The sequence below is a fragment of the Lentzea sp. NPDC051208 genome, assembly GCF_040682435.1.
GTDB classification, from domain to species: Bacteria; Actinomycetota; Actinomycetes; order Mycobacteriales; family Pseudonocardiaceae; genus Lentzea; species Lentzea kristufekii.
Genome location: NZ_JBFBAW010000021.1, coordinates 47824 through 61005, shown reverse-complemented (window position 1 = coordinate 61005; position 13182 = coordinate 47824). Strand labels below are relative to the sequence as shown.

The window sequence follows — 13182 nt, the reverse complement described above, 5'->3', positions numbered from 1 at the left end:
GACGTGGAGAACGCGGTCGCGAAGGCGCACGCGGTCGCTCCCGAACTGGCCGCGCTGCCCGCGCACCGCCGCGCGTCCGCCTTGGACCACGTGTCGCGGCGCCTGGCCGAGCGCGCCGAGGAGTTCGCGCAGGCCATCAACGACGACTCGGGCAAGCCGCTGAAGTGGGCGCGCGTCGAGGTGACGCGGGCGATCTCCACGTTCCGCTGGGCCGCGGAGGAGGCCCGCCGGTTCTCCGGTGAGCTGCAGCGCCTCGACACCGATCCGGCCGCCGAGGGCCGCCTCGCGCTGGTGCGCCGGGTGCCGCGCGGTCCGGTGCTGGGCATCGCGCCGTTCAACTTCCCGCTGAACCTGGTGGCGCACAAGGTGGCACCCGCGCTGGCCGTCGGCGCGCCGATCGTGCTGAAGCCCGCGCCCGCCACGCCGAAGGTCGCGTTCCTGCTCGGCGAACTGCTGGCCGAGACCGACCTGCCCGGCGGTGCCTTCGCGATCCTGCACCTGTCCAATGAGGACACGGCCGCGCTGGTCGAGGACCCGCGCCTGCCGGTGGTCTCGTTCACCGGGTCCGGCCCGGTCGGCTGGGGCATCAAGGAACGCGTGCCGCGCAAGCACGTCACGCTGGAACTGGGCGGCAACGCGGCCGCGATCGTCGCCCCCGACTGGCAGGACCTCGAGTTCGCGGCGCAGCGCATCGCCACGTTCGCGATGTACCAGGCCGGTCAGTCGTGCATCTCGGTGCAGCGCGTCTACGTCCACACCGACGTGTACGACGCGGTCTCGGACGCCGTGGTGCAGCACGTGAACAAGCTGGACGTGGCAGGCGACGTCGGCCCGCTGATCAACGACGCCGCGGCCGACCGCGTCGAGTCTTGGGTGCGCGAAGCCGGTGCCACGGTGCTGACAGGCGGAACCCGCGAGGGCCGCACGTACGCGCCCACCGTGCTGACCGACGTGCCGGAGGACTCGAAGGTCAACGCCGAGGAGGTGTTCGGCCCGGTCGTGACGCTCACGCGGGTGGACAGCGTCGAGGAGGCGTTCGACCGCGTCAACGCGTCCCGGTACGGCCTGCAGGCGGGTCTGTTCACCACGGACGTGCGGCTGGCTTTCCGTGCCGCGCAACGACTCCAGGTCGGTGGCGTGATCGTCGGCGACGTGCCGAGCTACCGCGCCGACCAGATGCCCTACGGCGGCGTGAAGGAGTCCGGCATTGGCCGGGAGGGCCTGCGCGCGGCCATGGACGACCTCACCGAGCAGCGCGTCCTGGTCCTGACCGGACTGGAGCTCTGACCGGCAGACGTCCGACGAATGGGTCGTTCTTGACCGTGACTGCGATGATCTGCCGGTGGCCGTCACGATCAGGGATGTCGCACTCCAGGCTCAGGTCTCCGTTTCGACCGTCTCGCGTGCGCTGAGCGCGCCGGGTCTCGTCAAGGAGGCCACCCGGCAACGGGTCCTGGACGTGGTCGCCGGGCTCGGCTACCAGCCGAACCGGGCGGCGCGAAGCCTGATCACCGGCCGCACCGGGAACCTCGGCATCGTGGTGCCCGACCTCCTCAACCCGTTCTTCCCCTCGATCCTGCGGGGCGTGCAGACGAAGGCGGGCGAGGCGGGCACCTCGGTGTTCTTCTGCGACAGCAGGGAGGACCCGGACACCGAGGCCGAGCTCGTGCGGACGATGGCGGCGCAGGTCGACGGCGTGGTGCTGTGCGCGTCGCTGCTGTCCGACGACACGATCGTCGCACTGGCGGCGGTGACCCCGCTGGTGCTGATCAACCGGATCGTGCCGGGCGTCTCGTCGGTGCTGATGGACAGCGCGTCCGGCATGGACCAGGTGGTCGCGCACCTGGAGTCGCTGGGCCACGAGGACTACGCCTACCTGGGCGGCCCCGCCGCGGCGTGGTCGAACGGCCGCAGGATCGGGGGCCTCGCTGGCCGCGCCCGGCTGCTCGGCTCGTTCGAACCGAACTTCAACGGCGGCCACGCGGCCGCCGAGCAGGCGCTCGGCACCGGTGCGACGGCGTTGATCTGCTACAACGACCTGATGGCACTGGGTGCGCTCGCCTACCTCGCCGCGCACGACGTGAAGGTGCCGGAACAGATCAGCGTGACCGGATTCGACGACATCCTCTACGCGACGATGTGCTCTCCCGCGCTGACGACGGTCCACATGCCGACCGAGGCCGCGGGCGAGGTCGCCGTCGACCTCCTGGCCTCCCTGCTCGACGGCGGACCGGCCGAGCACCGGGAACTCCCGACGACGCTCGTGGTCCGCGCGAGCACGACCAGGCGTCCGGGGGCCTGACACCCGGTGCGAGAACCGGGACGGCCTGGACGCATTCCTCGCGGCGATCGAACAACCGGCGGCGCCGGTTCACTCGGGCCGAGGGAGTCGCTTCGGGGTGACTCCCTCACGCAGCCGATGAGTGATCTCTAGTCGTAACCGCGAACGTGCCCGTCCTCGTCGGCGAGAATTTCGTAGCCGTCCATGGCCAGCTCCTTCCGTTGGTGTCGACCCCATAAACCGTAGAGCCTCAGACGCGTCCTGTGGAGTGAATTTACATCGCAACCGGGGTAGCCGCCGATAACCCAGAGGAGTCGTGGTGACGGCTCTATCTCGATTCCGAAGTGTCAAGAACGGCGCAAGAATGGGCCGATCATCCGGGCGTAACAAACGCTTTCGGACGTGAACTGAAATCGATCCAGTGATCGTGAAAGTCCAGGAAGACCGGTATGGCGAATCGCGCCGTTACGACTACGTCAAAGAGTCGGCGTGACCCGTCTCGGTGACCGCCCTCAGCGCCGCCACCACGGCCGAGAACGGCGGCAGGAACGGCTTCGCGGCCGGCACCTCGCCGAGCCACCGCACCCCGCCCCCGTCGATCCGCGACGGCGGCAGCGGCACGAGGGTCCCCAGCCGGTGCGTCAGCGCACCGCGCGCCCGCAACCGGATCAGGTTCACCTGCGACGCCTCGTCGGCGGACTCGGTGAGGATGAGCCATCGCCCGGGAGCGCCCCCGACCGAAGGCAGCACCACCACCGGCCCGCCCAGCATCCGCAGGGACAGGTAGTGCCGCACCTCCCCGCCGATCCCCGCCGCCATCTCCACGGCGGAGACCGCGTGATCGGTGGTGAGCAGCAGCCGGTTCTCCGACCGCAGCACCAGCCACCCCCACTCCGAGCACCGCTCGAGCGCACCGGCGAACGTGTCGAGTTGCGGCAGAACTCCGGACGGTAGTACTCCCTTAGGCGAGTTCATCGATCTCACCCTCACTTGGTTCAAGTCGGTGTAACTGCAATCACACGATTTGACTCTCCGCCGCCATGAACTCACTATCGGCCCGCCATCGGCACACTCGAACGGGGCTGGAGAGCGTGACTCACCTGCGGGAACGGCATGTCACCATGATCGCGCTGGGAGGCGTGATCGGAGCGGGCCTCTTCGTCGGGACGGGCGCCGGCATCGCGCTCGCCGGACCGGCCGTGCTCATCTCGTTCGCACTCGCCGGAATTCTGGCGTTGCTCGTCCTGCGCATGCTCGCGGAAATGGCGGCCGAGCACCCGAGCGGCGGCGCTTTCTCCGTGCACGCCGAAAAGGCGATCGGGCCGTGGGCCGGTTTCACGGTCGGCTGGACCTACTGGGCGGCGGTCGGCGTCGTGCTCGCGGTCGAGGCGACCGGGGCGGCCAAGATCGCGTCGGGCTGGGTTCCCGCGGTGCCGCAGTGGGTGTGGGTGCTGATCTTCATGAGCGCGCTCACGGCGGTGAACCTCGTGGGCGTCCGCAACTTCGGCGAGTTCGAGTTCTGGTTCGCAGGCCTCAAGGTCGCGGCGATCGTCCTCTTCCTCGCGCTGGGAACGGCGGCCATCGCGGGCCTGCTTCCCGGCGTCGACTCACCCGGCACGCAGAACCTGAGCGACTTCCTCCCCCACGGCTGGGGCGGTGTCATCGCCGGGTTCATGGCGGTGGTGTTCGCGTTCGGCGGGCTGGAGGTCGTCACGATCGCGGCCGCCGACGCCGAGAACCCCCAGCACGCCGTCAAGAAGGCCGTCCGGACGTCCATGACCCGGCTGCTCGTGTTCTACCTCGGCTCGATGGCCGTCGTCGTGACGCTCCTGCCGTGGAACGACTCCGAGGTCGGCGCCAGCCCGTACGTCGCGGTGCTGAACCGGATCGGGATCCCGGCGGCCGGGCAGATCATGAACGTCGTCATCTTCGTGGCCCTGCTGAGCGCCATCAACGCCACGCTCTACGGCGCCGCGCGCATGCTGAGTTCGCTGGCCGAACGCGGCGAAGCCCCGAAAGCCCTGCTGGCCAAGAAGAACGGCGTGCCGCGCAACGCGGTGCTGGCCTCCACGGCGTTCGGGTTCTTCTCCGTGCTCCTCAACTACCTGTGGCCGGACACGGTGTTCCTGCTGCTGCTCAACGCGGTCGGCTCGGCGCTGCTGGTCGTCTGGGCGTTCATCGCGATCTCGCAGATCCGGCTGCGCCGCACGATGGAGAACCCGGCGGTCCCCATGTGGGGCTACCCGTACCTCTCCTGGCTGGCGCTGGCCGCGATCGCGGGCATCATCGTGCTGATGCTGAGCGACGAGCAGGCCCGCGGGCAGATCCTGTCCACGGGCGTGCTCGTCGCCGTCGTCGCGGCGGTGGCGCTCAGCAGGTCGGCCTTGCGCCTGCGCCACCACGACCGGGCCTGACGCTCAGCCCGTGACGTTCTTCAACCGGTAGGGCTTGTACTTGGTGTTCGTCAGGCCGTACGTGAGCGCGCGGTGGTCGGTGCCGTGGCCGCCGCGCTGCTCGTAGGCCATGTACTGCGACTTGTCGGCCTTGGTCCACTTCTCGAAGATCACGACGTGGCGGAAGTCGTCGCCGGGTTCGTCGACCGGGTCGATGAGGAGATCACCGGGTTTGAGATCGGCGATCTTGATCGGTGTCGTGTACTTGCCGGTGGCGAGAGCGACGGTGTTCGGCCCACCTTTGGGATCGGTGTTCCCCAGTGTCGCGGCCATCGAGACAAAACCCGAACAATCCTGCCGATAGCCGTCCTTCCAGTACTTGGACATGCTGTACGGCACCTGCTTGCCGTTGTTGGCGGTCAGCCACGTCGCCGCCCGCTTGAGCATGTCAACCCTGCTGATCTGCGCTTCTGGTGCAGCGTGCGACGCGGGCGCGCCGACGAGAACGAACGCGAAGAACGCGGCGAGCACAGTTGAAACGAATTTCACCATTTCCCCCTGCATCGAGAGGAGCGAATCTCGTGGCTCCACCCGAACACGGGACGCGATGGGACGTCAAGGCGGCCTGCGGAACTGCCGGTGAATTCAAACTTCAGTGGTAACTCGACCGAGCGAATTCGCCGCGATCAGGCCGATCGGCTCTGCGGCGTCAGCAGTTCGTTGATGGAATCGAGCGAGATCCCGAGTGCACCGGCGAGGGCGGCGATGGTGAAGAACGACGGTGTGGGGGCACGTCCCGTCTCGATCTTGCGCACGGTCTCGGCGGACAGGCCGGCGCGGGCCGCGATCTCGACCATGCTCTCCTCGCCGCGGGCGTCCCGCAGCAACTGACCGAGCCGCCTGCCGCGCTCCCGTTCGAGCGACGTCAGTGGGATGCGCACCATGCCTGCGGATTCTACGCGAACCAGGCGCGCGAGGTGGCGTGAGAAAAGTCCGTTGCGACGTCCGCTGATCCCGACGTAGGTTCGTTGTACACATGAGAGGAGGTGGTCCCAAGTTGTACAGCAACAGGACTCGTGAGGTGGCTGTCCGATAGGACCGCCTTTTGGTGACGCCTAGTCGTAATCCCAGGCAGCCACCCGACCCCCGGACTTCGAGCGCTGGTCCCGCTCGGCCTGCTCGCGCAGGAGTCGTCCGGGGGTTGTCCCGTTTCAGGACTCCCGCACGGCCTTCAGGTCCGCGACGAAGGCGTCGAACGCCTCGGTGAAGTTCTCCGCACGCACCACCGATGATGGGTGCACGGTCACCCCGACCTTCAGCCCGTCGTGGTCCAGCACCTGACCGCGGTGCTCGGTCAGCTTGAACGACGGCCCCAGCACCGCCTTGGCCGCCACGGCCCCCAGCACGATCACGAGCCGGGGCTTCACCAGCCGGAACTCCTCGCGCAGCCACGGGAAGCACGCCACGACCTCGCTGCGCCGGGGCTGCTGGTGGATCCGGCGCTTCCCGCGCTGGGTGAACGGGAAGTGCTTCACCGCGTTCGTCAGGTACGCCTTCGAACGATCTATGCCCGCGGCCTCGAACGCCTTGTCCAGCAACCGCCCCGCGGGCCCGACGAACACCTGCCCCGCGGTGTCCTCCCGATCGCCCGGGCACTCCCCGACCACCATCAGGCGGGCCGGTACCGGTCCCTCGCCGAAGACGGTCTGCGTCGCGTCCTGGTAGAGGTCGCAGCCGCGACACCCCGCGGACGCCGAACGCAAAGCCGCCCAGTCCGCCCCCTCAGGGACGTACCGGGCGGCGTCTGCGGCTTTGCCGGGACTCTTACTTGTCCGAGCGGAAGGCATCCTTGACCTTCTCGCCGGCCTGCTTGATGTCGGCCTTGGCGCGCTCGGCGCGGCCCTCGGCCTGCCACTGCTCGTTGTCGGTGGCGTCGCCGACGGCTTCCTTCGCGCGACCCTTGAGTTCTTCGGCCTTGTTGTCGAACTTCTCATCGGCACCCATGCAACTCGGTTACCCGGCGAGCACCGTCCGAAACAGTTGATAAGGTGATCACTCGCGGTTGAGAACCCAGCCGCAAGCCGATGTGACGGCTTGCCCTGGGTGTGCCCGCCCTTCGCAATGCAGCTCCAGAGCACCGTCGTCGCACCGGCATGCCGCTGTGACATGACGACGCGAAAGGAGCCGGCGGTGTCGTCCGCGAGAATCACCGCCCTCGAGGCCGAGGTGGCAGGGCTGCGCAAAGCTCTGGTGTCCCGGACTGTCATCGGGCAGGCCACAGGCCTGATCGCCGCACGCAAACCCTGCACACCCCAGCAGGCTTTCCAGCTGCTGGTGCACATCTCCCAGCACCACAACATCAAGCTGCACGTCGCCGCGGACCGGCTGGTCACGGCGTTCGTGCACGCGTACCTGGGACGGCCCGTCGACCTGGCCGACCAGATGCTGTGGGATCACGTCGACGCGACGACCGCGAACGAGTCCGGCGGAAGCGATGACGGGTTCGCCGAGGAGGCGAGCAGCACTTCTCCGTGAGGCAGCGGGACGGGGGTCGTGCCGAGGTTCACGACCACGCGGATCGCTCCGCGGTGCAACACGAAGCACTCCCCGTCCTGCATCACGAGGAACCTGTCCAGTCGCGGGTCGGCCAGCTCCGGGCGGGAGCGGCGCAACGCGATCAGGGCTTTGTAGGTCTCCAGGACCTTGGCGTGGTCACCCTCCCGTGCCTCGTCCCAGCGCAGGCGCGAGTTCTCGACCGTCTGGGGCGACATCGGGTCCGGAACGTCTGATTCACCCCAGCCGTGGCGCGAGAACTCACGCCGCCGGCCGGTCCGGACGGCCTCCGCGAGCTGCGGGTCCGGGAACGACGCGAAGAACTGCCACGGGGTGGACGCCGCCCACTCCTCCCCCATGAAGATCATGGGCGTGTACGGCGAGGTCAGCACGATCGCCGCCGCGCACAACAACTTCCCCGTCGACACGGTCGCGGGCAACCGGTCGCCGGTGGCGCGGTTGCCGACCTGGTCGTGGTTCTGCGTGTACGCGAGGAACCGGTAGCCGGGGATCAGCGCGGTGTCGACCGGCTTGCCGTGGTGCTTCTCACGGAACGAGGACCAGGTGCCGGCGTGGAAGAACACCTTCTCCAGCGTGTTCTTCACCGCTCCCGGCGCCGCGAAGTCCTCGTAGTAGCCGAAGGTCTCGCCGGTCAGCGCGACGTGCAGGCAGTGGTGCAGGTCGTCCGACCACTGCGCGTGCAGGCCGTAGCCGCCGGCTTCGCGCGCCGTCACCAGCCTGGCGTCGTTCAGGTCGGACTCGGCGATCAACGTGAGCGGACGGCCGACGGACGCGGACAGCGCGTCCACCTCGACGGCCAACTCCTCGAGGACGTGGGTCGCCCGCTGGTCCGCCAGCGCGTGCACGGCGTCGAGCCGCAGGCCGTCGACGTGGAAGTCCCGCAGCCACTGCAGCGCGTTGTCGATGACGTACCGGCGCACCTCGTCGGAGCCCGGCCCGTCCAGGTTCAGCCCCGGACCCCAGTCGTTGCGCCCGGCGAAGTACGGCCCGAACTTGTCGAGGTACGCGCCGGACGGTCCGAGGTGGTTGTAGACGACGTCCAGCAGCACGGCGAGGCCACGCGCGTGGCACGCGTCCACGAACCGCTTGAACCCGTCCGGCCCGCCGTAGGGCTGGTGGACCGCACCCCACAGCACGCCGTCGTAACCCCAGCCCTCGACGCCGTCGAAGCTGTTGACCGGCATGACCTCGACGAACGAGATGCCGAGGTCCACCAGGTGGTCGAGCTTGCCGATCGCGGCGTCGAACGTGCCCTCCGGCGTGAACGTGCCGATGTGCAGCTCGTAGATCACGCCACCCGGCAGCGCCCGGCCGGTCCACGCGCCGTCGGTCCACTCGAACTCGTGCGAGTACACCCGAGAGGGCTCGTGCACCCCGCCCGGCTGCCACAGCGACCGCGGATCCGGGTACGCGTGGCCCTCGATGACGAACGCGTAGTCCGCGCCCACCGGGGATTCCACGTCGGAGTGCCACCAGTCGCCGTCGCGCTTCATCTCGTGGTCGACACCGTCGACGCGGACGTGCACCGACTCGGGCGTCGGCGCCCAGACGGAGAAGCTCACTGATCCCCCTGCACCAGCAGTGCTACCGGATAGGTGTCGAGCAACGACGCCAGGTCCTCCGTCGCCGGACGTCCGGTGAGGACGTCCGTCCACTTCGCACCCGGCAGCGGCAGAACCGTGTCCTGCCAGCCCTTCTGCTCCAGCCCGACGGGCAGCCGCGTCGCGACCGTGATCACCCCGGACCGTTCGAACGCCAGCACGTGCTCGGCGGCCGGGCCTTCGGCGTGCATCGGCCGGTAGCCGTGCAGACCCCGCTTGCGCACGTGCAAAGCCTTCTGCACCACGAGGAGCTTGGCCGCGCCCGAGTCGTCGACCTCCGGCAGCCAGCCGGACTCGATGCGCGCCAACAGGTCCCTGCGCACGTCGTAGTCGACGGGCCGGCGGTTGTCCGGGTCGACCAGTGAGAAGTCCCACAGCTCGGTGCCCTGGTACACGTCCGGCACGCCCGGAGCGGTGAGCTGGACCAGCTTCTGCCCCAGTGAGTTCGACCAGCCGGGCACCTTGATCCGTTCGGCGAACGCGGCGACCTCGGGGGAGTTCAGCGCCTTCGCCGGCCACGCGGCCACCTCGGCGTCGAACTCGGCGTTCCGGTCGACCCACGACGTCTTGATCTTCGCCTCGCGCGACGCCTTCTCCAGGTACTGACCCAGCCGGTCCTCGGTGAGCGGCCACGCGCCGACGACCGACTGCCACGCCAGGCGGTTCAGCGCCGGTTCGGAGATGCCGTGCTTCTCCGTCATCGCCGCCTCGAACGCCAGGTAGGCGTCCGGGATCTCCGCCAGCACCGCGAGCCTCGCCCGCACGTCCTCCGACCGCTTCGTGTCGTGCGTCGACAGCGCGGTCATCGCGTTCGGCTCGGCGGCCTCACGCCGGGCCGCGCGCTGGTGGAACTCGCCGACGGGCAGGCCGAACCTGTCCGGCGAGCCACCGACCTCGTTGAGCGCCACGAAGTTCGTGTACCGGTAGAACGCGGTGTCCTCGGTGCCCTTCGCGACGACCATGCCGGACGTCTGCTGGATCCTGGTCGCCAGCTCGCCGTGGGGATCGGCGCGGACCTGCTCGTCCAGCGCGCGCACGGCGGGCGACCTGCTCAGCCTGACCGCGGTCTCCCAGTACCGCAGGCCTTCCGGGAGGTACGACCGGTACACCGGGAAGTTGACCATCACCTCGGCCACGGCCCGGCACGCCTCCTCGAACTCCACCCCCTCGACCAGGCGCGCGATCCGGCGCACCTCCGCCACCAGGATCGAGTCCGCGACCTGCTGCCGTGAGGCGTGCTCGACCGCGTGGAAGTCACCGTCGTAGGCGTCCGTGGGCGCGATGAACACGCCGCAGATCTCGCGCAGCGCGTCGTAGCCCGTGGTGCCGTCGACCGGCCAGCTTTGCGGCAGCGACTCGTCCGGCCCGAGGATCTTCTCCACGACCAGCCAGCCGTCGAAGTGCTCGCGCAGCCGCCGGAAGTAGCCGCCGGGATCGGCGAGCCCGTCCGGGTGGTCGATGCGCAACCCCGTGACACCCCACGACAACACCGCCCGGTGCGTCGCCTCGAACACCTCGGGATCCTCGACCCGCACCGCCGCGAGCTCGGTGATGTCGAAGAACCTGCGGTAGTTCAGCTCGGTGTTCCCGCGCCGCCAGTTGGCCTTCAGGTAGTGCTCGTGGACCTCGTCGGGAGCGTCCTCGGCCAGCACGGGCAGCAGCACCTTGCCCGACGACCAGTCGATGTCGAAGTACCGCGCGTACTTCGAGGCCTGGCCGTGCGCGAGCACGTCCTCCCACCACGGGTTCGGCACGACCATGTGGTTCGGCACGATGTCGACCACCAGGCCGAGGTCCAGCGCCTTCAGCCGGTCCTGCAGGGCGACCCGCCCGGCGTCGCCACCCAGTTCGGGGCGCGCGCGAGTCGGATCGGTGACGTCGTAGCCGTGGTTCGAACCCTCCCGTGCGTCGAGCATCGGCGACCCGTACAGCGCGCCGACTCCCAGGCGCGCCAGGTAGTCCGCGATGCCGGCGGCGTCGGCGAAGGTGAACGACGGGGTGAACTGGACGCGGTAGGTCGAGGAAGGCGCGCCCATCAGCCCACCCGCTGCAGCACGACGAGCGAGCGCGCGGTCAGCGACAGCTGCCCGGACGCGGCGATCGGCTTCTCGTTGCCGCCGACCTCCCCGGTCGTGGTGTTCACGACGACCTTCCACTCAGGACCGTACTCGGTGTCGGGCAACGTGACCTGGATGTCCTCGTGATGCGCGTTGAACGCCATGAGGAACGAGTCGTCGACCACCCGCATGCCGCGCGAGTCGAGGTCGGGAATGCCCTCGCCGTTGAGGAAGACGACGATGCACCTGCCGAAGTCGTCCTCCCAGTTCTGCTCGGTCATCTCCTCGCCCGCCGGCGTGAACCACGCGATGTCGCGCAGCTCCTCGCCCTTGCGGATCGGCCGGCCGGCGAAGAACCTGCGGCGCCGGAACACCGGGTGCGCCTTGCGGAACGCGGCGAGCGCCGAGGTGAACTCGGCCAGCTCTGCGTTGGCCTCCAGCAGCGACCAGTCGACCCACGAGACTTCGTTGTCCTGGCAGTAGGCGTTGTTGTTGCCGTTCTGCGTGCGGCCGAACTCGTCGCCGTTCACGATCATCGGCACACCCTGCGACAGCAGCATCGTCGCCATCAGGTTGCGCCGCTGCCGGCGCCGCAGCGCGAGGATCTCCTCGTCGTCCGTCGGCCCCTCGACACCGCAGTTCCAGGACCGGTTGTGGCTCTCGCCGTCCTGGTTGTCCTCGCCGTTGGCCTCGTTGTGCTTCTCGTTGTACGACACCAGGTCGTTCAGCGTGAAGCCGTCGTGCGCCGTCACGAAGTTGATCGACGCGTACGGGCGGCGTCCGTCGTCCTGGTAGAGGTCGCTGCTGCCGGTGATGCGCGATGCGAACTCGCCGAGCGTCGCGGGCTCACCGCGCCAGAAGTCGCGGACCGTGTCGCGGTACTTGCCGTTCCACTCCGTCCACAGTGGAGGGAAGTTGCCGACCTGGTAGCCACCGGGCCCGACGTCCCACGGCTCGGCGATCAGCTTGACCTGCGACACCACCGGGTCCTGCTGCACGACCTCGAAGAACGTCGCCAGCCTGTCCACGTCGTAGAACTCGCGCGCCAGCGTCGCCGCGAGGTCGAACCGGAAACCGTCGACGTGCATCTCGGTGACCCAGTACCGCAGCGAGTCCATGATCAGCTGCAACGTGTGCGGCGAGCGCACGTTCAGCGAGTTGCCGGTACCCGTGTAGTCCGTGTAGTACTGCGGGTCGTCGTCTTCCAGCCGGTAGTACGACACGTTGTCGATACCGCGCATCGACAGCGTCGGCCCGAGGTGGTTGCCCTCCGCCGTGTGGTTGTAGACCACGTCGAGAATGACCTCGATGCCCGCCTGGTGCAGGGCCCTGACCATGCCCTTGAACTCCTGCACCTGGTTGAGCGGCAACGCCGCGTAGCCGTCGTGCGGCGCGAAGAACCCGATCGTGTTGTAGCCCCAGTAGTTGCTGAGCCTGCGCTCCGCCAGCGTGTGATCGCTGATGAACTGGTGCACCGGCATCAGCTCGACCGCGGTGATGCCCATCTTGACGAGGTGGTCGACCATCACCGGATGCGCGAGACCCGCGTACGTGCCCCGCAGGCGCGGCGGGATCTCCGGGTGGTCGATGGTGAGACCGCGGACGTGCGCCTCGTAGATGACGCTCTCGTTGTACGGCGTCTTCGGCAGCCTGTCGTTCGTCCAGTCGAAGAACGGGTTCACCACCACGGACTTCGAGACGTAGGGCGCGGAATCGTCGTCGTTGCGCTCGTCCGGCGAGCCGAACTTGTAGCCGTACAGCGCCTCGTCCCACGACAGGCCGTTGGAGATGGCCTTGGCGTACGGGTCGATCAGCAGCTTGTTGGGATTGCACCGCAGACCCCGGGCCGGGTCGTACGGGCCGTGCACGCGGTATCCGTAGCGTTGTCCCGGGCCTACGCCGAGCAGGTAGCCGTGGTGGACGAAACCGTCCACCTCCGGCAGCCTCACGCGTGTCTCCGAGCCGTCCTCGTCGAAGAGGCAGAGCTCGACGTACTCCGCGACTTCGGAGAACAGGGCGAAATTGGTGCCCACGCCGTCGTAGCCGGCGCCGAGCGGGTAGGGCCTACCGGGCCAGGGTCGCACAATGCTCCTCGTCACAAGAAACTAGCTGCTGACAGACCATATCCGTGCGGCAACGTCGTGGCATCACGTCGTTGCCGCACGGCAGGTCGGGTTTTCGTCGGAACCGGTCACCCGGTGTGGAAGGACGTCTCAAGGCCACCAGCCCACGTGCAGCGGGTCTTCCGGCCGGCGCCACGTCCGGTCCGCCCGCCG

General features: G+C 68.7%; 11 protein-coding genes and 1 pseudogene. 4 read left to right on the top strand and 8 right to left on the bottom strand.

Annotated elements, in window-relative coordinates; all coding sequences use genetic code 11:
* Positions 1-1287, top strand: a pseudogene (locus AB0M48_RS37520) (aldehyde dehydrogenase family protein); the annotation flags it as partial.
* A 55-nt stretch (positions 1288-1342) separates the two neighbouring features.
* Entirely contained in the window at positions 1343-2302 is a 960-nt protein-coding gene (locus tag AB0M48_RS37515; RefSeq protein WP_363851395.1) for a LacI family DNA-binding transcriptional regulator, read from the top strand.
* Positions 2303-2752: 450 nt separating this feature from the next.
* Here the strand turns inward: AB0M48_RS37515 and AB0M48_RS37510 are convergent, their stop codons facing one another.
* Entirely contained in the window at positions 2753-3256 is a 504-nt protein-coding gene (locus AB0M48_RS37510; protein ID WP_363851392.1) for a hypothetical protein, read from the bottom strand.
* A 116-nt stretch (positions 3257-3372) separates the two neighbouring features.
* On the opposite strand from AB0M48_RS37510, the gene AB0M48_RS37505 reads away from it, so the two are divergent.
* Complete coding sequence (locus tag AB0M48_RS37505) at positions 3373-4695, top strand: amino acid permease (RefSeq protein WP_363851389.1); 1323 nt, start codon at positions 3373-3375, stop codon at positions 4693-4695.
* A gap of 3 nt (positions 4696-4698) precedes the next feature.
* On the opposite strand, the gene AB0M48_RS37500 is transcribed toward AB0M48_RS37505, so the two are convergent.
* From AB0M48_RS37500 to AB0M48_RS37485, 4 genes are all read right to left on the bottom strand, one after another.
* A complete protein-coding gene (locus tag AB0M48_RS37500; protein ID WP_363851386.1) occupies positions 4699-5226 on the bottom strand; it encodes a hypothetical protein in 528 nt (175 codons plus the stop codon).
* Between the two features lie 134 nt (positions 5227-5360).
* Positions 5361-5618, bottom strand: a complete 258-nt coding sequence (locus AB0M48_RS37495) for a helix-turn-helix transcriptional regulator (RefSeq protein ID WP_030479084.1) — start codon at positions 5616-5618, stop codon at positions 5361-5363.
* 267 nt (positions 5619-5885) lie between these two features.
* The gene (locus tag AB0M48_RS37490) at positions 5886-6521 is read right to left on the bottom strand and encodes a UdgX family uracil-DNA binding protein (RefSeq protein ID WP_363851382.1); all 636 of its coding nucleotides are present in this window, start codon (positions 6519-6521) and stop codon (positions 5886-5888) included.
* Positions 6499-6678: a CsbD family protein gene (locus AB0M48_RS37485; RefSeq protein WP_090010912.1), complete on the bottom strand. Its 180-nt coding sequence runs from the start codon at positions 6676-6678 to the stop codon at positions 6499-6501. Before AB0M48_RS37485 ends, AB0M48_RS37490 begins: the two co-directional genes overlap by 23 nt.
* Before the next feature lie 186 nt (positions 6679-6864).
* Here AB0M48_RS37485 and AB0M48_RS37480 point away from each other — a divergent pair, with 186 nt between their 5' ends.
* Positions 6865-7209 (top strand): ANTAR domain-containing protein, encoded by a 345-nt coding sequence (locus tag AB0M48_RS37480; protein ID WP_245983899.1) that lies wholly within the window; start codon positions 6865-6867, stop codon positions 7207-7209.
* Here AB0M48_RS37480 and treZ read toward each other — a convergent pair.
* Genes treZ through glgX form a run of 3 tightly spaced genes read right to left on the bottom strand, consistent with a single transcriptional unit; the run spans position 7128 to position 12990 of the window.
* The gene (treZ, locus tag AB0M48_RS37475) at positions 7128-8810 is read right to left on the bottom strand and encodes a malto-oligosyltrehalose trehalohydrolase (protein WP_363851377.1); all 1683 of its coding nucleotides are present in this window, start codon (positions 8808-8810) and stop codon (positions 7128-7130) included. The genes AB0M48_RS37480 and treZ overlap by 82 nt on opposite strands.
* Positions 8807-10885, bottom strand: a complete 2079-nt coding sequence (gene treY / locus AB0M48_RS37470; protein WP_363851374.1) for a malto-oligosyltrehalose synthase — start codon at positions 10883-10885, stop codon at positions 8807-8809. The genes treZ and treY overlap by 4 nt, the downstream gene beginning before the upstream one ends.
* Positions 10885-12990: a glycogen debranching protein GlgX gene (gene glgX / locus AB0M48_RS37465; protein WP_363851371.1), complete on the bottom strand. Its 2106-nt coding sequence runs from the start codon at positions 12988-12990 to the stop codon at positions 10885-10887. The genes treY and glgX overlap by 1 nt, the downstream gene beginning before the upstream one ends.
* Between the last annotated feature and the right edge of the window lie 192 nt (positions 12991-13182).

Excerpts from the sequence above, each read along its gene's own strand:
- AB0M48_RS37510 (WP_363851392.1), bottom strand. The coding sequence starts at position 3,256 with ATGAACTCGCCTAAGGGAGTACTACCGTCCGGAGTTCTGCCGCAACTC.
- AB0M48_RS37500 (WP_363851386.1), bottom strand. The coding sequence starts at position 5,226 with ATGGTGAAATTCGTTTCAACTGTGCTCGCCGCGTTCTTCGCGTTCGTT.
- AB0M48_RS37495 (WP_030479084.1), bottom strand. The coding sequence starts at position 5,618 with ATGGTGCGCATCCCACTGACGTCGCTCGAACGGGAGCGCGGCAGGCGG.
- AB0M48_RS37490 (WP_363851382.1), bottom strand. The coding sequence starts at position 6,521 with ATGCCTTCCGCTCGGACAAGTAAGAGTCCCGGCAAAGCCGCAGACGCC.
- AB0M48_RS37485 (WP_090010912.1), bottom strand. The coding sequence starts at position 6,678 with ATGGGTGCCGATGAGAAGTTCGACAACAAGGCCGAAGAACTCAAGGGT.
- treY (WP_363851374.1), bottom strand. The coding sequence starts at position 10,885 with ATGGGCGCGCCTTCCTCGACCTACCGCGTCCAGTTCACCCCGTCGTTC.